Here is a 23,130-nt window from a genome sequence, read left to right as displayed (position 1 = left end):
ATGATATAGGATAAAAAAACAATAAAAAAAAGACAAATTGTTTGTAATATTCAAAAAAGTATTACATTTGTACCCATAATAAAAGCGAATACGCATAATGAAGAATTTTTCTTATACATACTTTTTCTTTTTTTACTTTTACTTTAAAAAGTGAAACAGGATTTTGTATGAGAAAATTGAAATGAAATAAAACAATCGGAAATATATAGAATCCTGTCAGATATGACGGGATTTTTTTTTGACTATTAACAAACATATGAAAAGAGTAGCAATACAAGGAGGACTGGGTGCATATCATGGCATTGCCGCCGAAAACTTTTTCGGAGAAGAAGTAGAAATAGTTCCATGCATCACATTCCGGGATATCTTCTCTACTATAAAAAAAGAACCGAATACAATTGGCATAATGGCCATTGAGAACACCATAGCGGGTAGCTTGTTGGGAAATTACAACCTGTTAAAAGAAAGTAAACTTCCTATAGCAGGAGAATTTAAACAACGCATATCGCATTGTTTGGCAGCCCTTCCGGGACAAACGATTCATGACATAAAAGAAGTGGAGTCTCACCCTATTGCCCTGATGCAGTGTACAGATTTCCTGGACACACTGCCCGGAGTGAGAATCATAGAACATGAAGATACTGCACTTGCAGCAAAAGATATTGCAGAAAAACAGATGACGGGTACTGCTGCCATTTGTAGCGTAAGAGCAGCAGAAATATACGGATTAAATATATTAGCGAGGGGAATAGAAACAAATAAACACAATTTCACTCGCTTTCTTATATTCGGCAATCGCTGGATTGTGGAAGAAATACAACAGAATGAAGTCATTAATAAATCATCCATTGTATTCACTTTGCCACACACAGAAGGCAGCCTGTCAAAAGTATTGTCTGTACTATCCTTTTACGGAATCAGTCTGTCGAAGATACAATCGTTGCCTATCATCGGCAGAGAATGGGAGTATCAGTTTTATGTAGACCTCGCATTTTCCGATATGGAACGATACCACCAGTCTCTCGATGCTATCCGCCCATTGATAAGCGAACTAAAAACACTGGGAGAATATCCTGAAGGCAGACAAAGCGAAATGTAAATCTTTCAAAAACCGAAAATAGAAAATTATGAATATAATTCCGGCAGACAGGCTAAATACAGTCAGTGAATACTATTTTTCAAGGAAATTGCGTGAAGTTGCAGAAATGAATGCAGCAGGTAAAAACGTAATTAGCTTAGGCATTGGCAGTCCCGATCTTCCACCTTCGGAGGAAACAGTAGAGGCTCTCTCTGCATCAGCCAAAAACAATGATGTACACGGCTATCAACCTCATGTAGGTATTCCTGAGCTAAGAAAAGCTTTTGCCGATTGGTACAAACGCTGGTATAATGTTTCTCTCGATCCGGCAAAAGAAATACAACCCCTCATAGGATCTAAAGAAGGAATACTGCACATATCACTTGCATTCCTCAATCCCGGAGATGGCGTATTAGTACCAAATCCCGGATATCCGACTTACACATCAGTGAGTAAAATGTTAGGAGCAGAGATTCATACTTACGATCTTGACGAAAACAACAACTGGCAACCCGATTTCGAAAAATTGGAAGCAATGGATTTGTCGAAAGTAAAACTAATGTGGGTTAATTATCCTAACATGCCAACAGGAGCAAACGGAAGTCTCGATCTATTCGAAAAGTTAGTTGCTTTCGGCAAAAAGCACAATATAGTTATAGCCCACGACAACCCTTACAGTCTTATACTAAACAATAAGCCTCTCAGCATATTGCAAGTGGAAGGGGCAAAAGACATATGTATAGAACTGAACTCGATGAGCAAATCGCACAACATGCCCGGGTGGCGTATAGGATTAGTGACTTCTAATGCTCAATTTATACAGTGGATACTGAAAGTATTGAGTAATATAGAAAGCGGAATATTGAAACCTATGCAGTTGGCAACAGTAGCAGCATTGAACAACTCCGATGAGTGGCATCACAAAAACAACATAGAACTCTATTCTGCACGAAGACAGTATGCAGAAGCCATTATGAACGAGCTAGGCTGTACGTATGATAAAAACCAAGTCGGTATGTTTCTTTGGGGAAAAATACCAGCCATATATAATGGCAGCGAGGAGTTGGCAGATAAAGTATTGTACAATGCAAATGTATTTCTTACACCGGGTTTTATATTTGGCGATAAAGGAGAAAGATATATACGCATATCCCTATGTTGCAATGAAAACATGCTAAAAGAAGCATTGGAGAGAATAAAAAGAATAAATAAGAAATAACAATTTTAAAATATATAACAATTATGAAACTAGATTCTATTTTACTACCGGGAGTTGACCCGAAACGTCCTCTTGTTATAGCAGGACCATGCAGTGCCGAAACAGAAGAGCAAGTAATGAGCGCTGCTCGTCAATTATCTGAAGATGGAGTAAAAATTCTAAGAGCAGGAATATGGAAGCCTCGTACCAAACCCGGAGGATTTGAAGGTGTAGGAAGTGAAGGACTTGCATGGTTGAAAAAAGTAAAAAAAGAAACAGGCATGTATGTGTCTACAGAAGTGGCAACTCAGAAGCATGTCTATGAGGCTCTTAAATACGGAGTAGACATATTGTGGATCGGAGCCCGTACCACTGCAAATCCATTCGCTGTACAAGAAATAGCCGAAGCATTGCAAGGCGTGGATATTCCTGTATTGGTAAAAAACCCTGTAAATCCGGATTTGGAGCTATGGATCGGAGCACTGGAGCGTCTTAGCAATGTAGGTCTTACAAAACTGGGAGCTATCCATCGTGGGTTCAGTTCTTACGACAAAAAGATCTATCGCAACTTACCACAATGGCATATTCCTATCGAACTGAAACGCCGCTACCCAGATCTGCCTATTATTTGCGATCCTAGCCATATCGGAGGAAAACGTGATTTGATTCAACCTCTGTCTCAGCAAGCAATGGACTTGAATTTCGAAGGGCTTATCATCGAAACTCACTGTAATCCGGACGAAGCATGGAGCGATGCCGCACAACAAGTAACACCAAGCAGACTGAAAGAGATATTGAGCGCACTTGTTATTCGTGACGGCAAACAATCAACCGAAGACCTTTCGGCTTTGCGCAGACAAATAGACGAATTAGACGACCAGCTATTGGAACTATTAGCTAAACGCATGCGCATATCTTGCGAAATAGGTACTTTCAAGAAAGAACACAATATGACTATTGTGCAAACAGACCGTTATGATGAGATTTTGCAAAAACGTATTGCACAAGCTGAAGGAATGGGTATGAATCCTGAATTTATGCGTGTGGTTCTGGAAGCAATACACGAAGAATCTGTTAGAAAACAAATAGACATTCTGAATAAGTAAGACCACAGACCAATTTTTACTTTATCAGTGATAAAGTAAAAATTGGTCATGATCCGAAGAATATTATTAATTACTTTCTGTAATATATAAAATGAAAATATTGATACTTGGAGCCGGAAAAATGGGTTCCTTCTTTGCCGATGTATTAAGTTTCGACCACGATGTAGCCGTTTTCGACACCGATCCTAAACGCCTTCGCTTTGTATATAATGTTGTAAGAATGAGCAATCCGGCAGAAATTAAAGATTTTGATCCGGAGATTGTTATCAATGCTGCAACAGTAAAATATACGATAGATGCATTCGAAATGGTACTTCCATACTTAGACGCGAGTTGTATCATATCTGATATTGCATCGGTAAAAACCGGCTTGAAGGAATATTATGAGAAATCAGGACATCCTTATGCCTCTTCTCATCCGATGTTTGGCCCTACATTCGCCAACCTCAGCGATCTGAGTACACAGAGTGCGATCGTTATTTCGGAATCGAACCACTGGGGCAAAATATTCTTCAAAGACCTGTACAAAAGCTTAGGACTAAAAGTTTTTGATTACAGCTTCGAAGAGCATGATGAAACAATAGCATATTCTCTGTCCATCCCATTTGCATCCACTTTGGTTTTTGCATCAGTAATGAAACACCAGGAAGCTCCGGGTACAACATTTAAGCGACACATGGAAATTGCAAAAGGACTACTTTCCGAAGACGATTTCTTACTGACAGAAATACTTTTCAATCCTCATTCGCCTTCTCAAATAGAAGGGATACGCAAAGAGTTAAAAAGCCTGTTGGAAATAATAGAAAAGAAAGACAGCAAAGAAATGCTCAATTTCCTCACAAAAGTAAGAGGAAATATAGCCGATAAAAGTAATTGACAATAATAGAAAACCGCACAATGATTATTCAACGTGCGGTTTTTCTTTATTTATATATTGTCTCATATTCAAAACTACAGATACAATTATCAGCAATTCGAAAGGAAAGCTGAATCGGGAATTTGTACCATATGTCATCAGCGCCTGCAAAATAGAAGCTGAGAGTACCACAACAGAAATTATCAGTTGAGGGCTGAATCTCCACTTTCTCAAATCACATATTATATTATAAGGAATCAGCAAAACAAAAAGAGCTTTTACCAACTGCAACAATATCCGTTCGGCAAAAGCAATGTATCCGATAAATTCATTTGCTTGCGGCACTCCAAAACTGTAAGGCTCCCAATAGAATGAGGTCTTCCAGAAATCCATCCACGAAACCGATACTTGCTTCAGATAGGCCAAAGGATTCATTTTTATTGTAGTCACACTATAATCGTAAAGCAGATTGGATAAATCGGAGAAAGAAAGTCCAGTCTTAGCTTCCATCTCGGGGCATGCCTCCCATATAACCATTGCTTCCTCTTTGTCCGAAATTCTATTATCCCTATATTTTGCATACACCTCACCAATTTCTCTATATTCGACAGAAGTATTTTCGGCAAAAGACACACAATTTTGAGCGAGATTGAATCCATAATAAGTTGTAGGAACAAAATATCCTGTATTCAATTTATTTACATACGACCATCCTAAATAAGTAATCAATGGCAAAAGCAGCAGTAATAGGTATTTTCCGATATGTCCTTTATCAACCATCTTTCTAAACGAAAGGAAAAAGAACAACAATATAGGCAAAAATATATAGAAGGGTTTTATCAATACAAGATACAAGGACAACAGAACAAGCCAGAAAAAAGACAGCCTCCGCTCCTCTTTAAAAATTATATTAAAATAGACATAGAATATTGATGTTATCACAAACAAAGTTACGCTCTCGGTAAGAATAGCCATTTCGAAAAAAATGACGGGCAAATAACAAGTCAGGATAAGAGATATTATAAGAGCCGGCTTATCCTTAATGTTTAGCAACAATAAAGTTCGATAGAAAACAATCGTAGTACAAATTCCTATTACCGCTTGTATAAAAACAGCACCGAATACAGAATTTCCTATAATAAGCAACAAAGGATATCCCGGAGAGCGCTGTCCTTCATAACCCGACAAGTCGAGTGTCAGTAACTTATCTGCAAGAAAAATATAACCATCACTATCGGGATATAAAGTTATATGCTGATACAAAACCGCAACCAGCAAGCGAACTAATACGCCGACTAGGATTATAGATTTTACAGGATTATTACTTATACAGGTCCACGTTTTATTTGCAATGTCCATTGCCATATTTTTTTCAAAGATAATGTTTATAGTAATCTTATGAACTACCAAATAATAAAATCACTATTTTTGCCAATGTTCACGAACTTTTTTCGATCTCAAGTTTTAATTATTATAGATTATACAAATAATACAAAATCAATATACAATGTTTGATAACGAGAAAAGAGCATTTGTCGCCATTTCAGAAAATCTTGAAGTTTGCCTGATTCCCAAGATGGCAAATCGCCATGGGTTGATTACGGGAGCAACAGGAACAGGAAAAACCGTTACCTTGCAGACGTTGGCCGAAACTTTCAGCCAGATGGGAGTACCCGTTTTTGCCGCAGACGTAAAAGGAGACCTGTCGGGGGTAGCAGCTACAGGTGGAAATAAAGAAAGCGTTACGCAGAGAGTAGCGTCTTACCATCTGGACGAAAAAGGATTTAAGTTCCAGAGTTTCCCTGTACAGTTTTGGGATGTTTTTGGCCAACAGGGCACACCTATCAGGGCTACAGTTGCCGACATGGGACCTTTACTTCTCAGTAGGCTACTTTCCCTGAACGACACACAGTCTGCCGTACTGACTATAATATTCAAGATAGCCAAAGACGAAGATCTGGAAATTATAGATCTGAAAGATTTACAAAAACTACTTGAATATGTAGGAAATAATTCCAGCCGTTTTACTACAGCCTATGGTAATATATCTACAGCAAGTATAGGTGCTATACAACGGGGATTGATAACATTGGAACATGACGGTGCAGACCAGTTTTTCGGAGAACCGAATCTCAATATAGACGACCTCATACAAACCATAGGCGAAAAAGGCGTTATCAATATACTTGCTGCCGATAAATTGATGAATTCGCCAAAGGTATATACCACATTCCTTATGTGGCTGATGACTAAATTATTTGAAGTAATGCCCGAAGTAGGCGACCCCGACAAACCAAAACTTGTATTCTTTTTCGACGAAGCTCATTTACTATTTTCCGATGCACCAAAGGCACTTCTCGAAAAAATAGAACAGGTAGTACGCCTTATCCGCTCGAAAGGAATAGGAATTTATTTCATTTCTCAAACACCTGCCGATATACCTGATTCTGTATTAGGGCAGTTAGGAAACCGTGTACAACATGCCTTACGCGCATATACACCAAAAGATCAGAAAGCTGTAAAAGTAGCAGCACAGACATTCAGAGCAAATCCTTCTTTCGATACAGAAACTGCAATATCCGAACTGGGAACTGGTGAGGCTTTAGTTTCATTCCTCGACGAAAAAGGACGCCCCAATCAAGTAGAAAGAGCATATATACTTCCGCCCGAAGGTAAGATAGGCCCTCTCGATGCGCAAGTGAGAGAGAAGATGACAAAAGACTCTCTACTTTATCGTCACTATGCACAGACACAGGACAGAGAATCGGCTTATGAAAAGCTTACCGAGCGAATGGAAAATACTCTGAGCGAAAAAGAACAAATAGCAAAAGATAAAGCAGATGCCAAAGCTCGGAAAGAAATTGAGAGAGCTGAAAAAGAACAGCAACGACAAGAACAAAAACAATCTACCGAAAACAAGAGATTTTGGAGCAAGATGGCAACCTCAGTATTCATGCCTATAGCAAAGCAGGTAGTCAATGCGTTCCTAAAAGGAGGAACAAAGAAGAGATAAGAAAGTAAGATATAAAAGGCAGTCTATAACAAGGCTGCTTTTGTATTTCACATTTGTTATTATCTTTATAACCATACAACTTTAAATCTATATTATGCACAAATTTATACTATTTATAGTTTCATGCCTGCTATTCTCTTCCTGTGCCATTATGCTCAACCGAGACGAAACTTTGGTATATCTATATACAGCAGATAAAGCCAAAGTCGTATACAAATCCGACACACTCATCACAGAAGCAAATGATGGATACAATGCCGTTGCCATAGAGGCTAAAAGAAGTAAATATCCTCTCAGCTTTAAAATCATTACGGATTCTGTCCCCAAAGGGAAAAAAATAAATATAGAACCCCAAATTAGCTCTACCGTATATCTCAATCTGCTAACTATGCCGACTATAGTATATGGGCTTTTCGATTTCACTTCTTCCCGAAGATTTACATACAAAAGCCCGATCTTACTGAACAGCAATTTGTATCAAGATGAAAATATTCCCTCAGGGCTGAAACAGGATTTACGCAAACGAAAAAACAAATACCTTACTACTAAACCAAGTATTGGAAGAAATAAAGGCGATTTCTTTCTCAATTTTTCATTCCCCCTCTTCTATCCGGGAACATACACTTTCAAGCCTGAAAATCAATCACGAAAATCGGGAGGGCATTTCTTTGGCTTATCTGCCGGATTCGATTATTATTATAAAAAAAACAGATTTATAAATCTGCATAGTAGCTTGGTATTTGCCGGAGATATAAGTTTTGAAGATGACACCCCTTATTCATATAATCACTACTCTAGTTATGATTATATAAAGGATCGTATAAATCCTGAATATTCAGATGAGCGTATAGGTTCCCTTACCTTCAGTATATCTGACAACCGTATAATAAACCGTATTTCGTATGGATATGGGCTTACCTATGCTTACAATACATCACGTGAGAAAAGTTATCTCAACTATCGTCCGGGGCTTATACCTTCTATACAAGAAAAAACATGGGATTATTCCACAATCGGATTAATATTCTCCGGTCATTATTATTTTACGTCTTATTTCAGTGGAGGTATTATTTATAAACCTACCTTTGTACGGTTAAAAACAAAATCGGCAGGAGCATTTTGCTATGAGCATCAAATCTCTCTCGATTTTTCATTCAGGATTAAACTATTTAGAGGAAAATAAATAATGCAATTATTAAAGCCTTTACATTGGAAAGAATATGAACTCGTAGATTCGGGAGAATACGAAAAGCTGGAGCGTTTTGGAAAATATATAATACGGCGTCCCGAGCCGCAGGCTGTATGGAGAAAGAGCTTCTCAGAGAAAGAATGGGTAGAGATAGCCGATGCTACATTCAAACGGGAAAAAGGAAAAACCTCACAAGACGGAAATGACAAAGGAACGTGGACGCAAAAAAAAGGAATGCCCGACCAGTGGTTCATTACGTACCAGTATAAAGAGATGAATCTAAAATTCAGGTTGGGACTAACATCGTTCAAACATGTAGGTATATTTCCCGAACAGGCTGAAAATTGGAATTACATTTATGAGACTATAGCCGGATTAGCAATAGAAAAGCCAAAGATACTCAATCTGTTCGCATATACCGGAGGAGCATCTATCGCAGCCAAAAGCGCAGGGGCAGATGTAACCCACGTAGATTCTGTAAAACAGGTTATCACATGGTCACGCGAAAATATGGAGTCCTCAGGTCTTGACAATATACGGTGGATAGTAGAAGACGCTCTTAAATTTTGCCGCAGAGAAGTAAAGCGAGGAAACACTTATAATGGAATCATATTAGATCCTCCGGCCTATGGCAGAGGCCCCGATGGTGAAAAATGGATATTGGAGGATAACATTGCCGAACTAATGCAACATTGCAGTGATTTGCTCAGCCCTAGCGATTCATTTCTTATCCTCAATCTTTATTCGATGGGATTCTCTCCCGTTATAGCAGAAAACCTTATAAAAGATTATTTTCCTGCGGTAAAAGATATTCAGTTCGGAGAACTAATCATACCCGAAAAATCAGGAAAAAATCTGCCATTGAGTGTCTATGCCCGATTTAAGAAATAAGAAATAATAGATGGGTGCTATCTTATATAATCTTTCGAAGCCTCAGATAACCTTATTGAAAGGATTAGGAATTCTTTCTATTGTCTTGCATAATTTCTTTCACTGGACAAATCCTATAGGAGAGAATGAATTTGATTTTAAGGATAGTCGTGTTTATGAATTAATCTCTTTTATTATCAATGATCCTTTATCATTGATAAATGCCTGTTTTTCATATTTCGGACATTTCGGAGTAGAAATATTCATTTTTGCCAGTGGGTATGGCTTAGCAAAACAATTCATAAAGAGAAAACCGTCTTCATATATAGTTTATATCTTACCTAAGATTATCAAAATTTACGGATTGATTATTTTAGGACTGATATGTTATTTTGTTCTTATTTATCATATCAATATAATTTCAATAAACCAATACTTAGACTTTGCGAAATCGACTCTTTTATTATACAATAACTTTTCTTCCGATACTATATTCCTTTACTTTTATGCTGGTCCATTTTGGTTTTTTGGATTCATAGTCCAATTATATTTGATCTTTCCATTTATATATTATTTAATGGATAAGTATAAGGAAAAAGGATTCTTTATTATGATAGGTCTAAGCCTTTTACTTATATATATTTTACTACCTGTTTTCGACAGACTAAACATCCCTCTTTTTGCTAATTTCATTGGACATTTACCGGAATTTATTTTGGCTATGGGGCTTGCAATGTTCAAAAAATTCCGTTTAGACTATAAGATAGTACTACCCGCCCTTCTTATATTTATATTAGCTAATTTTTACGAGTGCTTCTACCCTTACAGTTTTATCTCTGCAACTATTCTGATACTCTACATATGCTATCCTGTTTATAATAGTTCGTCAAAAATGATCAAAAATCCTCTTATATTTATTGGAAAAATAAGTATGTTTATGTTTATAATAAATGGAATGCTACGTGCTTACACCCTTAGATACACTACCGAGAATGAGCAAATTTCCATCTTATTATGGGCACTTATACATCTAGTCCTTACGATTGTAATTTCATATATAATGTCCCTATTCTATAATAAGTTAGTAAATCCTGTACTAGACAGATTGATACAAGCTGTCAAGAGCAGAGACATAGAAGCGTAAAACGATTTACTCCCTCAAGTTTTTGCAATAATTAAAAAAGCCGTAACTTTCGGTGATTTTTGATGATGTACAAAACAAATACACGAACAAAACGTTAAACAATACAAACAAAACTAATAAACCTCGACATTATGACAAAAGGAGTAAAAAAAGGCCTTACGATAGCAGGTATCGTTGTGGGTGTTATCATAATAGCAATGATAGCTATCCCATTCCTGTTTAAGGATAAAATCAAAACGGCGGTGCTAAATGTAGCTAATGAACAGTTAAACGCTAAAGTGGATATAAAAGACTTTGGACTTAATCTCTTCTCTAATTTTCCGAATGCAACACTTTCCCTTAACGATGCAACTATAATAGGAGTGGGAGATTTTGCTAGTGATACACTTTTACAGGCTAAATCGGGAAGCGTGACTATAGATCTGATGAGCCTGTTCGGAAGCAACTACAACATCTCGAAAATAAATCTGGACAAAGCTTCGGTATATGCAAAAGTATTAGCCGACGGACGTGTAAACTATGATATAGTAAAAGTAGATTCTACTGCCAGCGCTACAGAAAGTGAAAGTAGTACACCTTTCAAGCTTAACCTAAAGAGTATATCTTTAAATGACTGTAATGTTATTTATCAGAACGACTCTACAAATATGAAAGCCATTGTAAATAAGTTGAACGGAGAACTATCGGGAGATTTTTCGGCTAGCGAAACTACAATGAGAATAAAAGCAACTGTAGATGAACTTACATTCCTAATGGGAAATGTACCTTACCTTAACAAGGTAAAAGCAATTGCTGATGCTGATCTAAATGCTGATCTGGATAATATGAAGTTTGTATTTACTCAAAGTAATTTACAAATAAATGAATTGACAGCCTCCATCGATGGTTCTTTTGCTATGGTGGGCAAGGACTATGAAGGCATGGATTTCGACCTGAAACTTAATGCACCGGATACTCAGTTCAAAGACATATTATCTTTAGTACCGGCAATGTATACTAACGATTTCAAGGATGTAAAAACATCCGGTACAGCGTCGCTCGAAGCATATGTAAAAGGACTTATGCAAGATGAGACATATCCGGCATTTGACGTAAAAATTCTGGTAAGCAATGCGATGTTCCAATATCCATCATTACCAAAATCGGTAAACGATATTAATGTAGCTGTAGCTATTAACAGCAAAGGTGGAGATCTGGATAATACGATTGTGGACATCAGCAAATTCAGTTTCAATTTAGGAGGAAATCCTTTTAGCGGAAATCTGAATATTTCAACACCTATAAGTGACCCTAACCTGAAAGCTCATGCCAACGGAACTCTTAATCTTAGTATGATAAAAGATGTATATCCTTTGGAAAAAGGCACAGAACTTAATGGTACAATCGTAGCTGATATCAATATAGCAACAAGAATGTCGGCTATAGAAAAAGAACAATATGAGAATGTGTCGGCATCAGGAAACTTGAAAGTAAACAATATGGTTTATAAAGGTACAGACATGCCTGAAGTACTTATCAATAATGCCTCTTTAGAATTCACCCCTCGCTATGTAAATCTTCCTGCATTGGATTTAAAAATAGGGAAGAATGATATATCAGCCAGCGGCCGTCTCGAAAACTTTATAGCTTATGCCCTAAAAGATCAAATTCTGAAAGGACAGCTTAATATAAAATCAAATTATCTGAATGCTAACGACTTCCTGAGTGAAGAAACTGCAACTGGAGAAACCTCGGATGCTGCTTCTTCTACAGAAGATATAATCATTCCTAAAAATATTGATTTTGCACTTAATGCAGCACTCAATCAGGTAATATACAGCAAAATAAACATTACCAACATGAATGGTAATATGTCGGTCAAAAACGGCATTCTTACTCTTAATAATGTAAGTGCAAATGCATTAGGCGGATCTTGTAAAGTAACAGGATCATATAACACATCAGATCCTAAAAATCCAAAAGTAGATTTCGACTTGGCACTATCGAAAGTGTCATTTGCCGAAACATTCAAATCGGTAGAGTCTATTCAGAAATTTGCACCAATATTTGAGAGCTTAATAGGAACATACTCAATGAATCTTAAGTTCAACACTTCTCTGGGACAATCTATTATGCAAACGCTTGCTGGCCTTACCGGTAGTGGAGCATTACAGACCAGCGATGTAAAAGTTGAAAATGTAGCTGCATTATCGGCTCTATCTTCAGCACTAAAAGTAGATGCCCTAAAATCGATATCTCCTAAAGATCTTAATCTTCCATTCTCTATTGACAATGGACAAATAATTGCAAAACCATTCAGCCTTAATATAGGTAATGGTGGAGTAATGAAGTTGGAAGGCTCTACAGGATTAGATCAAAGCATAAATTATAAAGGAACAATCACTCTTCCGAAATCATTATCCAACAATTTCATCAACAATGTGCCTATCACCATAGGAGGTACATTTACCAGTCCTAAAATAGGAGTAGACACTAAAGCCCTATTAAGCGGAGCAGCCTCTTCGGCAATCAACGATCTACTCGGTGGAGAAAAAGGCGGAAACGTATCGTCAACCATTTCTGCTGAGAAAGAAAAACAAATAGCCAAACTAAGAACAGAAGCTGATAATGCTGCTACAAAATTAGTAGAAGAAGCCCAAAAACAATCAGATAATTTGGTGAGTAAAGCAGGAAAGAATCCTATTGCAAAAGCAGCAGCCACAGCAGCAGGAAAGAAACTGGTAGAAGAAGCTCAGAAACAAGGACAAAATATGAAAAACAAGGCAGAAGAACAAATAAAGAAATTAGAAGCTACAGGTAGCGCCGAATAATATATTCACACATCTAAATAAAAGAGGTCGGAAAAAATTTTTTCCGACCTCTTTTATTTAGATAATTGTATCTTGTTTTTCTATGTTGAATTATATACTTATCAAAAATCTGTAACCTTTCTTTATCTATTACGTCTTACTATAAAACCAAATAATTGAGAACCACAGAATATGGCAAAAAATAATTATTCAATAAATTGTAACACCAAAAGCGTCGATAGATTAAAAAATATCTCCATTTTTTATCGGACAGGCTTTTTTCTACTCTTATTATTAGTGTCCTTCAATCATATAAAAGCCCAATCATCGGATATAATTACAAAAGATATCAAATTCGAGAGTGAAGGAGTTAGTCTGGCTGGAACAGTCTATACTCCTCAATATTCGCATGCAGCAGTAGTTCTTGTACATGGTTCGGGTCAAGAGTCACGAATGAGAGACTTTGCATTGTTATTGGCTAAAAACGGAATATCGGTGTTCACCTATGACAAACGTGGAGTTGGTGAGTCGGACGGAGTGTATGCCGGCCCGGAAGTAAGCACTAACAATGTTGACTCTTTTAACCTCAACCTATTGGCAAAAGACGCAAGTGCTGCCATAAATATACTTCATCAACAAAACAAAAATATACCTATTGGGTTGATTGGTTTTAGTCAGGCAGGGTGGATAATTCCTATTGCGACAAATATAAATCCGCTTGTAGATTTTATGGTGATTTTTTGTGGGCCTGTAGTACCTACTCTCGAACAGCTTCGTTTTCAGTTTTTCACAGATGGAAATCCTAATTTTTGGGATAATCATACCGAAGCAGAAGTCCGTGAACACATACTCAATGCTACAGATCGTTACCAATTTGAAAATACTGACCCTTACGATACCCTTAGTAAGCTATCTGTTCCTGGCATTTGGCTTTTAGGCGGCAAAGATATACAAATTCCCGTAGGATTATCAATAGAACGTCTCAACACACTTAAAACACAGAGTAAACCTTACGAATACTGTTTTTTTCCTTCATTAGGACATAATGTTGCATTTTCAGATTCTACTCAACCAATTGACATTGCTATCCATTGGATTAAAGAAAGGAAGCATTGTATGAGGAGTAAATAATAATACTTTGTATTACTCAATATCGGATAACAGCCAAGCAGATAACAAAAAAATAGTCGGAAGATATTTCTTCCGACTATACTATATATAGACTCAAAAAGCCTTTTTATATCTAAGTGTTATTTGTCAGATTATTCCAGTTCGTTTAGCTGTTCATCTATCGTTTCCACCTTTTTCACAAGTAAATCCAACTCATTTTTGAGATCTTCTATTTTATGATTGATATCTTTTAGCAGACCGCCACCTCCTTTGGAAGATATCGATAAGAAATTCATATTGTTCTCATATGTTTGAAGATCAGCCTTCACTTTATTGAACTGATGCATCAAATGTTCACGTTCACGATATAGAGCTCTTCTCGGATTATCCTGTTTCGATAGATTATCTTTGATATTAGACTTGAACGATTCAAACCTACGTTCTGTTTTATCTATCTTCAATCTATCGTAATGAGCATCTACAGCCTGATGAAATTCCTTATAGATTTTATCTTTTTCACGGAATGGAACAAACCCAATCTTATGCCATTGATCTGCCAGATCTCTAACCTCAGCTATCACTTCTGAAGGATCTTTGGTTATATCCACATTTTTTATTTTCTCTATAATATCTTTTTTTGCAGTAAGATTTTCCTGTTCTTCTGTTTTTTGAGAAGAATCATTTTTCTTTTTCTGCTCGAAGAAATAATCACAAGCTGTTACAAACTCTTTCCATATAATATCTGAAAACTTACGAGGTACAGGCCCGATTGTCTTCCACTCTTTCTGTATCGCAATAAGTTTATCGGTAGTAGATTTCCAATCGGTACTATCCTTCAAAGCCACAGCCTGTTCAGCCAAAGCTCTTTTTTTCTCCAGATTGGAATCCATATCTTCTCTGACTCCCTTAAAAAATTCACTTTTCTTTTCAAAGAAAGCATCACAAAGAGATCTGAATTCTTCGAAGATCTGAGTATTCACTTTTTTAGGAACAAAGCCAATTGTCTTCCATTTAGCTTGCAATTCTATAACTTCTTTACTTTTTTCATCCCATTCTTTGAATGAGGAGAGAACACTATAATCTATCGTCTTCAGTTGTTCGCAAATAGCAGTTTTCTCAGCTAAATTCTCTTCTTCTCTTCCTTTGAGGGATTCGAAGTGAGTCTGATATTTTTTATTTATAGCAGTAGAAGCATCTTTAAATCTAGTCCATGTTTCTTCTCTGAGTTCTCTGGATACCGGTCCAATCTCTCTCCATTGATGATGAAAATTCTGTAATTGATGGAATGCCGAAACAGCATCAGAGTCTTCTAATAGTTTTTCTACCGATTCTATTATAGCATTTTTAAGTTCCAGATTCTTTTTGAAGTCATAATCACGAAATTCATTATTTATCTTAATCAGATCATAGAATTTTTCTGTATATATCTGGTAAGACTTCCACAATTCCTTTACTTTCGATTGTGGTATTAATGTAATTTCATTCCATTTTTGCTGCAAGTCTTTAAATTCTTTATACAGCTTATTAAAGTCATCGGAACTTTCGGTAAGATTCTTTATAGAATCTATTATACCAAGTTTCTTATTATAATTATCTTCCTTCAGCCTTTCCTCTTCGGCAGCATTATTCGCTCGTTTCTCTTTAATATCGTTCAGGAATGTTTTTACTACATCTTCGGATGGATCCGATGACGGCACAAAAGCTGCCGGATCATTTCCCGCTTCGATGAATTCTGCTTTTTGGGTTTCTACATTCGCCGAACGTAATTTATAAAATGCCTGCTTTAAAGCTTCTACTTCCGAGCGTGGAGGGATTTCTTTCTGCAAAGACAGATTTTTCAATTTTTCAATTACTTCTTCTTTCGACAAAGAGGCATGCTTTTCAATAGCCTTTTCTTCAGGCATTTCCACATCGGGCTCTTCCTCTTCAAGTTTTTCGGTGGTCTCTTCTTTTGCCAAAGGTGTATCCTTTGCAACAGAAGACTCTGTAGTTGCTTCCGATTGCGCATCTTCTTCGGCGTCAGAATGGTCAGTGGCTTTGTCTTCTACCGCTTCTTGTACAGCAGCTTCAGATGCAGCATCTACAGTGCTTGCATTTTCAATATTGACTTCTTCTGTCGATTTTTCCACAGGCAATTCGGGGTCTAGGTTCTCATTCATATAGTCAGTTTTTTTAAGATGAAAGGTATACTTTTTATTATGGCTGGTTATACCTCATGTTTTTCACGCGGCAAATTAATGATTTTTTTTCGTATACAGAAGCCTACAGATGAAGTTTTTTAGGTCTCATCTACAAAAAGAGAGATAAATGTTGTTTTTTCGAAGTATATACCTTTTTTATCGAAACTTCGTGCCATTTTCTTTCTCCGAAAAATTTTGATCTTATTGTATTTTATTGTCTATTCTATTTATGCAAACCTCCACCTAAAGCTTTGTATAATACTACTACAGATATAAGCTCATTCAACAAGACATTATTTAGAGCTACTTCGGCATCAAATAATTGTCTTTGAGCATCTAATACATCAATATATCTGGTAGCTCCATTCACATATTGTATTGTGGCCAGTTCATGATACGATTTAGCAGAATTATATAGAGCCTCCTGTGAACGATAAACTTCCTTCATTTTGTTAAATGTAAGAATAGCATTATTTACTTCTTTAAAAGCCTCCAATACAGACTTTTCATAAGCATATACTTCTTGTTCATAAGCAGCTTTGGCAGCATTATGTTTTGCTTTATTCTTTCCCATATTGAAGATGGGACCTGTCAGCACTCCTGAGATAAACCAAGTCGGACTTTTTATAAAATCTGTCAACTCGGTATTTTCTCCTCCCAGCCTCCCAGTTAATTTCAGAGAGGGAAACATCTCAGTATAAGCAATTCCGACCTTAGCATTAGCTTCAATCAGTTTCTGCTCAGCCTGTATCATATCAGGACGACGTTGCAATAAAGATGAAGGCAAGTCTACAGGTAGATTTTGAGGAATTTGTTGTTGGCTTATATCCTCTCCTCTAGTTATAACTCCGAAAGGAAACTCTCCTATAAGAACAAATAAATCGTTCTCTTTTAGTTTAAGTTCATTTTCCAAATTAGGAATAAGTGTTTCGGTACGAGCCAACTCTACCAGACTTTGTTTATAAGGTATTTCGGATGTTAACCCTCCTTCGTAACGTAATTTGGCAAAACGCACGCCTTCGCGTCGGGCATCAAGCGTTTGTTTTACTATATTCAACTCTCTGTCCAAAGCTTTCAGTTCGAAATAAGATTGTGCAACCTGTGCTACTATAGTGAGTTGCAATGCCCTTTGAGCTTGTACAGACTGCAAGTATGCTGCTACTCCGGCATCATTAGCCCAGCGAAGCTTTCCCCAGATATCTAATTCCCACGATACATTAAAATTTGCTCTCAATTCGGGTGAATACTTACTATTCTCTCCCCCATAGTTAAGATGTTCTTTCTGTCCTGCAACCTCACCTCCTATTTCAGGAAATAGATTTGCAAAACCAATACGTTTATTTGCGGCCATTTCTTTGATCCGGGCTGTTGCAATAAGTAAGTCTTTATTGTGATCCAGAGCTTTAGATATCAACCCCTGCAACATAGTATCAGGGTATAAAATACTCCACCCTATGATAGAAGCATCTCCCTCCATCATACCTTTTTTATCGAAAGACTGAGGAATATCCATCTCCGGCTTCTGATACTTTTGTCCGATCTTACAAGAAGCCATCAAGATCAGTGCAAGGATTAAAATATATTTTGTTTTACTCATTTTCATTCTTTCTGATTAGCTTTTTGATTTTCAAGAATCGTGGAAATTTCAATTCCGGTATTTTAAATTTATTTTTCACTTTATATACCATTACAAAGAAGAACGGAACAAGTATTATTCCCAAAGTAATGGCTCCAATCATACCAAAAAAGACTCCGGTACCGATAGAATGTCTACTTGCCGATCCCGGCCCTGATGCAATAACCATAGGCAACATACCAAGCACGAATGCAAGAGAAGTCATCAGGATAGGGCGAAAGCGAAGTTTTGCTGCTTGCATGGCTGCAAAAACGGGTTGCATACCCGCATCAACCTGTACCTTGGCAAACTCGACAATAAGGATAGCATTCTTGGCCGCAAGACCAATAAGGGTAACTAAACCTATCTGAAAATAAATATCATTTTCCAGCCCCAGCACCCATATTCCGAGAAAAGCACCCAATGCTGCTATAGGCAGAGATAACAATACCGATATAGGGATTGTCCAGCTTTCATAAAGAGCAGCAAGGAAAAGAAATACAAACAAAAACACTAATCCTAACACAACACCTGTTTGTCCGCTGGCTTTTTGTTCCTGAAAAGAAAGCCCACTCCATGCTACTCCAATATTATCAGGCAAATGGTCTTTTGATATTTTTTGTATCTCGTTCATAGCCTCTCCGGAACTATACCCTGAAGCAGGAGTAACCTGCATAGATGCAGAAGTATACATATTGAAACGTGTAATATTTCCGGGACCTGTAGTATAACTGGTTTTACCCAGAGCTGTAAGAGGAACCATTGAGCCATTAGCTGTTTTTACGTAAAACAGATTGATATCGTTAGGAGTAGCCCTAAAACTTTGATCGGCTTGTATATATACTTTATATATACGGTTAAACATATTGAAGTCGTTAACATATACCGAACCCAGATAAGCTTTCATTGTAGAGAATATATCGGACATAGGTACTCCCAACAACATAGCCTGATCTCTGTCTACATCAAAATAAAGCTGTGGTATTTCGGGCTGCAAGGAAGATGACACATTCGACAATATTTTTGATTTTCCTGCATAGTACATAAATGTATCAGTTGCAGCAACAAGATCATCCCATTTTGCATCAGATCGAGCTTGTAGTTTCATCTCTACACCACCGGCAGATCCCAAGCCCGGTATTGCCGGTGGACGGCTTACGAAAGCTCTTATTTCAGGATAATTATAAAATTCTTTCTGGGCATCGCGCATAACCTGATCTACTCCGACACTTCTTTCTTTCCACGATTTAAGAATCACGGTAAGAGTAGTTCTACCCTGATTAGTTCCTACCCGAGGACTCGATCCGGTGACATTTTGTACATACTCCACTGCCGAGTGATGATCCAGATATTCTACAGCTCGGTCGGCAACTATACGCATCCGTTCGAGAGTAGTTCCCTCAGGCATCTCAAGTTCTACCGTAAAGTACCCTTGGTCTTCTTGTGGAATAAAACTGGTTGGAATAACTTTATTTAATACAAAAATGAAAACAAGTACCATACCGAATCCTGCCATTATACGACGAGGATTATTTATCACCTTCATCAGTATATTAGCGTATTTACTGTTTCCTTTAGCTAACCACTGATTTATTTTTCTGAATACTACATTCTTCTTCTCCTCTTTTTGTGATGGACGAAGTATCAGTGCGCACATGGTAGGACTCAATGTGAGAGCTACTACTGCCGAAATAAGAACAGATACAACTATGGTAACAGAAAATTGCCTGTAAAGTGATCCTGTTATTCCATCGAGAAAGCTAACAGGCACAAACACTGCGGCAAGAACTAAAGAGGTTGCAATCAAAGCGCCTGCCAGTTCGTTCATAGCTCGGTGCGTAGCTTCACGGGCACTAACTCCTTTTTCTTCCATTATGCGTTCCACATTCTCGACGACAACAATAGCATCATCAACAACTATACCAATGGCTAAAACTAGCCCGAGAAGAGTAAGCATATTCAGTGAAAAGCCCATTGCCAACATAAAGCCGAATGTACCAATCAAGGATATAGGAACGGCCACTATGGGAATTATTGATGCTCTCCAGTTTTGTAAAGAAAGAAATACCACAATTATTACCAAAGTAAGTGCTTCTAACAGGGTTTTATATACTTCGTGAATAGATTCTCCTATATATTCTGTCATATCAAACGGAATAAGATAATCAAGTCCTTCCGGAAAATCTTCCTTTATTTGTGTCATCGCATTCTTCACTTCGTCAGCAACTTCCATAGCATTAGCTCCGGGAAGCATATATATACTCAGCATTGTAGCATATTTTCCATTCAGTCCACTTTCGGTGCTATACGAAGAAGCCTCAAGAGATACTCTTGCCACATCTCGCATTCTGATAAAAGAGCCATCGTTATCTGCTTTTACTACAATATCTTCAAACTGGCTTACTGTCGACAATCTCCCTTGTGCTGTAATAGGCATGGCCACATCTACATTTACAATAGGTTGTTTACCCAACTCACCCGCAGCCGATTCTCTATTCTGATCTTTCAAGGCATTTTGCAAGTCTTTGACTGTAAGCCCAAAGCTCGCTAAACGATCGGGGTAAACCCATATTTGCATACCATAATAGCGACTACCAACATTCGACACACGCCCTACCCCGGGAATACGCCTGATTACATCCAATATATTTATAGTTGCGTAATTACTCAAATATATTTCGTCATATTTAGGATCGTCCGATGTTAGAGCTATAGTCATCAACTGACCGGGAGCTTGTTTCTCTACAGAAATTCCACTCTGTAAAACTTCTGCCGGAAGTCGGGATTCAGCAAGTTTCACCCTGTTTTGTATTTCTACGGCGGCAAGATCAGCATTTGTATTTACATCAAATGTAACAGTGATAGATAGCCCCCCCGAGTTAGAACTACTCGATTCCATATATATCATTCCGGGAGTACCGTTCAATTCTTGTTCGATGGGTGTAGCTACAGCCTGCGAAACAGTCGTCGCATTTGCACCGGGATAAGAAGCGCTAATCTTTACAACAGGAGGTGTTATCTGCGGATATTGTTCGATAGGTAACAATACCAACCCAATAATACCAAGAATTACTATCAGCAAAGATAAGACTGTTGAAAGGACTGGTCTTTCTATAAAGAATCCGGGCTTCATTCTTTATCCTCCCCTTTTGAATTTTGCTCTTTTTGCAAAGCCTCTATTTTTTGCTCTTCCTCCTTAGTACGAGGAATAGCTCGTTGTCCATGTCCTAACTTTTGGAATCCTTCTACTACAATATTTTCACCAACATTTAATCCACGGGTTACTACAATTTTATTTTCCTGTTCAGGGCCTGTTTCCACATATCTTTTTTCTATAACACTATCGGGTAATATAACAAAGATGAAAGCTCCGCCTTTTTCTATAGATATAGCTTTTCTAGGTACTACAACTACATTTTCCATAACGTCCAACAACAGCTTTACTCTGGTAAACTGCCCAGGCAGTAAAACCTGATTAGGATTAGGCAACTTGGCTCTTACTCCAAATGTTCCGGTTTTAGGATCTACTTGAGGAGAGGCAAAATCGACAATACCTTTTTCGCTATATACAGAATTATCGGCCAGAGTAACGGTGACTGTAGGCTGCCACGAACGAGTGCTATCCAACTCTCCTAGGTGTACATTCCGGCGCTGACTACGCAAATAATCTAAAGATGTCATTTTGAAATCGACTAATACCGTATCCCGACTAACGACAGTAGCCAGTAAAGAAGTTCCTGACTTACCCACAAGGTTTCCTATATCAACATACGACTCGCTTATATATCCGGACAAAGGAGACCTTACTATTGTATATCCCAACTCCAGATCAGCTTGTTCCAAATCGGCCTTACTCATAGCAACATTAGCCTTTGCCATATTAAGAGCAGCAATAGCATTGTCCAAGTCTAAACGGCTTGCTGCATTCTGATTGTAGAGAGGTTCTATTCGAGCCAAATCTCCCTCCGCTTTCAGAGCTTGGGCTTCATCTCTTTTCAGTTGAGCTTTAGCCTTTTCTACTTTGGCTTTATATGTAGCATTGTTTATATAGAAAAGAGGCTCACCGGTTGTCACTCTTTTGCCTCCACTAAAAGTTATCCGTTCAAGAAACCCCTCTACACGGGCATGTATTTCTACCCTATGAGATGCTTCTATTAAACCAACATATTCTCCATATATCTCAATATTGTCGATAGCGGCAGGTTCTACTTCTACTATTGGCAGATTTTCTGTCATTTCTTTGCACGCACTTGCTAATAAGCAAAGTGCAGCTATAAGGCAGATTGTTTTTTTTCTATTCATTATATATTGATAGATTGTTTATAGTCTTTGTTTTTAAACTATTATCACTATAAGTTTGTTCAATTCGAAAACAGGTATAATCAGAACTGCTTTGTTTTAGGTAATTAACAGTTTATAGTATGTATTTGTTTTATTTTCCGATAAGGCATTAATACCAAACAAAAGTATTAAATCCAAATTTCTTTTTAACACAAATTGTTTTTAAATTATTAAAACCAATTATAAAAAGCTATAAATTATAGCTTTATAACAATACATAATATTTCACATTTACGCAATCGTTTGCATAACAAAAACCTAATATTTGTAAAATTTTATATCAAAGGAGATAATACTTGTTCTGATATTTGTAGTACAAAGCATAAGTGCCATGAGAAAAGGATAACCATGATAAGTACCTGTGATGAATATAATGAATGGAGTGAACTTAAACTTTATACCTAAGGAAATACAAAATACAATAGTTACTGATATTTTATTTTGTCAACTAAATGGACTGATCATAATAGCCAAGAAATATAAAATCGTCTCATCTATAAAAAATATCGTTTAAAAATTTAGAGTGTATGTGTGTCTAAATACGAGTATCCTAAAGTGGGGAAATTCGTTGTATATATCTACAAAAACAAATTCTTAATAAAGCAAATCAATCAATATTAATGTTAATCTTATGATTATTC

The 23,130-nt window shown here is 37.2% G+C and carries 15 protein-coding genes; 10 read left to right on the top strand and 5 right to left on the bottom strand.

Going from position 1 to position 23,130, the window contains the following annotated elements; genetic code table 11:
- Positions 1–256 precede the first annotated feature (256 nt).
- From BGC7_RS01385 to BGC7_RS01370, 4 genes are all read left to right on the top strand, one after another.
- Entirely contained in the window at positions 257–1,099 is an 843-nt protein-coding gene (locus tag BGC7_RS01385; protein ID WP_050699746.1) for a prephenate dehydratase, read from the top strand.
- Positions 1,100–1,127: 28 nt separating this feature from the next.
- Positions 1,128–2,297 (top strand): pyridoxal phosphate-dependent aminotransferase, encoded by a 1,170-nt coding sequence (locus BGC7_RS01380; RefSeq protein WP_050699745.1) that lies wholly within the window; start codon positions 1,128–1,130, stop codon positions 2,295–2,297.
- 23 nt (positions 2,298–2,320) lie between these two features.
- Positions 2,321–3,382, top strand: coding sequence for a bifunctional 3-deoxy-7-phosphoheptulonate synthase/chorismate mutase type II (locus tag BGC7_RS01375; protein WP_050699744.1), 1,062 nt, complete (start codon positions 2,321–2,323; stop codon positions 3,380–3,382).
- A gap of 91 nt (positions 3,383–3,473) precedes the next feature.
- Complete coding sequence (locus tag BGC7_RS01370) at positions 3,474–4,259, top strand: prephenate dehydrogenase/arogenate dehydrogenase family protein (protein WP_050699743.1); 786 nt, start codon at positions 3,474–3,476, stop codon at positions 4,257–4,259.
- Positions 4,260–4,283: 24 nt separating this feature from the next.
- Here BGC7_RS01370 and BGC7_RS01365 read toward each other — a convergent pair whose 3' ends face one another.
- Positions 4,284–5,603: a hypothetical protein gene (locus BGC7_RS01365; protein ID WP_242034399.1), complete on the bottom strand. Its 1,320-nt coding sequence runs from the start codon at positions 5,601–5,603 to the stop codon at positions 4,284–4,286.
- Positions 5,604–5,745: 142 nt separating this feature from the next.
- Here BGC7_RS01365 and BGC7_RS01360 point away from each other — a divergent pair, with 142 nt between their 5' ends.
- From BGC7_RS01360 to BGC7_RS01335, 6 genes are all read left to right on the top strand, one after another.
- Positions 5,746–7,251, top strand: a complete 1,506-nt coding sequence (locus BGC7_RS01360; protein WP_050699742.1) for a helicase HerA-like domain-containing protein — start codon at positions 5,746–5,748, stop codon at positions 7,249–7,251.
- A gap of 94 nt (positions 7,252–7,345) precedes the next feature.
- Complete coding sequence (locus BGC7_RS01355; protein WP_157258612.1) at positions 7,346–8,434, top strand: hypothetical protein; 1,089 nt, start codon at positions 7,346–7,348, stop codon at positions 8,432–8,434.
- Between the two features lie 3 nt (positions 8,435–8,437).
- Positions 8,438–9,331, top strand: coding sequence for a class I SAM-dependent methyltransferase (locus tag BGC7_RS01350; protein ID WP_050699740.1), 894 nt, complete (start codon positions 8,438–8,440; stop codon positions 9,329–9,331).
- Positions 9,332–9,341: 10 nt separating this feature from the next.
- Positions 9,342–10,454: an acyltransferase family protein gene (locus tag BGC7_RS01345; RefSeq protein ID WP_050699739.1), complete on the top strand. Its 1,113-nt coding sequence runs from the start codon at positions 9,342–9,344 to the stop codon at positions 10,452–10,454.
- 131 nt (positions 10,455–10,585) lie between these two features.
- The gene (locus tag BGC7_RS01340; protein WP_050699738.1) at positions 10,586–13,264 is read left to right on the top strand and encodes an AsmA family protein; all 2,679 of its coding nucleotides are present in this window, start codon (positions 10,586–10,588) and stop codon (positions 13,262–13,264) included.
- 171 nt (positions 13,265–13,435) lie between these two features.
- Positions 13,436–14,374, top strand: a complete 939-nt coding sequence (locus BGC7_RS01335; protein ID WP_050699737.1) for an alpha/beta hydrolase family protein — start codon at positions 13,436–13,438, stop codon at positions 14,372–14,374.
- Positions 14,375–14,505: 131 nt separating this feature from the next.
- On the opposite strand, the gene BGC7_RS01330 is transcribed toward BGC7_RS01335, so the two are convergent.
- From BGC7_RS01330 to BGC7_RS01315, 4 genes are all read right to left on the bottom strand, one after another.
- On the bottom strand, positions 14,506–16,512 hold the full coding sequence (locus tag BGC7_RS01330; protein ID WP_087880027.1) for a DUF349 domain-containing protein: 2,007 nt from the start codon (positions 16,510–16,512) through the stop codon (positions 14,506–14,508).
- A 244-nt stretch (positions 16,513–16,756) separates the two neighbouring features.
- The gene (locus tag BGC7_RS01325) at positions 16,757–18,130 is read right to left on the bottom strand and encodes an efflux transporter outer membrane subunit (protein WP_050699780.1); all 1,374 of its coding nucleotides are present in this window, start codon (positions 18,128–18,130) and stop codon (positions 16,757–16,759) included.
- A complete protein-coding gene (locus BGC7_RS01320) occupies positions 18,123–21,281 on the bottom strand; it encodes an efflux RND transporter permease subunit (RefSeq protein ID WP_050699736.1) in 3,159 nt (1,052 codons plus the stop codon). Before BGC7_RS01320 ends, BGC7_RS01325 begins: the two co-directional genes overlap by 8 nt.
- Positions 21,278–22,450: an efflux RND transporter periplasmic adaptor subunit gene (locus BGC7_RS01315; RefSeq protein WP_050699735.1), complete on the bottom strand. Its 1,173-nt coding sequence runs from the start codon at positions 22,448–22,450 to the stop codon at positions 21,278–21,280. Before BGC7_RS01315 ends, BGC7_RS01320 begins: the two co-directional genes overlap by 4 nt.
- Positions 22,451–23,130: the final 680 nt, after the last annotated feature.

The organism is Dysgonomonas sp. BGC7 (assembly GCF_001261735.1).
GTDB lineage: Bacteria > Bacteroidota > Bacteroidia > Bacteroidales > Dysgonomonadaceae > Dysgonomonas.
This window is presented reverse-complemented; position numbering and strand designations above follow the sequence as displayed.

Coding starts and splice junctions, on each gene's coding strand:
- BGC7_RS01315 (WP_050699735.1), bottom strand. CDS start 22,450: ATGAATAGAAAAAAAACAATCTGCCTTATAGCTGCACTTTGCTTATTA.
- BGC7_RS01325 (WP_050699780.1), bottom strand. CDS start 18,130: ATGAGTAAAACAAAATATATTTTAATCCTTGCACTGATCTTGATGGCT.
- BGC7_RS01375 (WP_050699744.1), top strand. CDS start 2,321: ATGAAACTAGATTCTATTTTACTACCGGGAGTTGACCCGAAACGTCCT.
- BGC7_RS01385 (WP_050699746.1), top strand. CDS start 257: ATGAAAAGAGTAGCAATACAAGGAGGACTGGGTGCATATCATGGCATT.
- BGC7_RS01335 (WP_050699737.1), top strand. CDS start 13,436: ATGGCAAAAAATAATTATTCAATAAATTGTAACACCAAAAGCGTCGAT.
- BGC7_RS01350 (WP_050699740.1), top strand. CDS start 8,438: ATGCAATTATTAAAGCCTTTACATTGGAAAGAATATGAACTCGTAGAT.
- BGC7_RS01355 (WP_157258612.1), top strand. CDS start 7,346: ATGCACAAATTTATACTATTTATAGTTTCATGCCTGCTATTCTCTTCC.
- BGC7_RS01380 (WP_050699745.1), top strand. CDS start 1,128: ATGAATATAATTCCGGCAGACAGGCTAAATACAGTCAGTGAATACTAT.
- BGC7_RS01340 (WP_050699738.1), top strand. CDS start 10,586: ATGACAAAAGGAGTAAAAAAAGGCCTTACGATAGCAGGTATCGTTGTG.
- BGC7_RS01345 (WP_050699739.1), top strand. CDS start 9,342: ATGGGTGCTATCTTATATAATCTTTCGAAGCCTCAGATAACCTTATTG.
- BGC7_RS01360 (WP_050699742.1), top strand. CDS start 5,746: ATGTTTGATAACGAGAAAAGAGCATTTGTCGCCATTTCAGAAAATCTT.
- BGC7_RS01370 (WP_050699743.1), top strand. CDS start 3,474: ATGAAAATATTGATACTTGGAGCCGGAAAAATGGGTTCCTTCTTTGCC.
- BGC7_RS01365 (WP_242034399.1), bottom strand. CDS start 5,603: ATGGCAATGGACATTGCAAATAAAACGTGGACCTGTATAAGTAATAAT.
- BGC7_RS01320 (WP_050699736.1), bottom strand. CDS start 21,281: ATGAAGCCCGGATTCTTTATAGAAAGACCAGTCCTTTCAACAGTCTTA.
- BGC7_RS01330 (WP_087880027.1), bottom strand. CDS start 16,512: ATGAATGAGAACCTAGACCCCGAATTGCCTGTGGAAAAATCGACAGAA.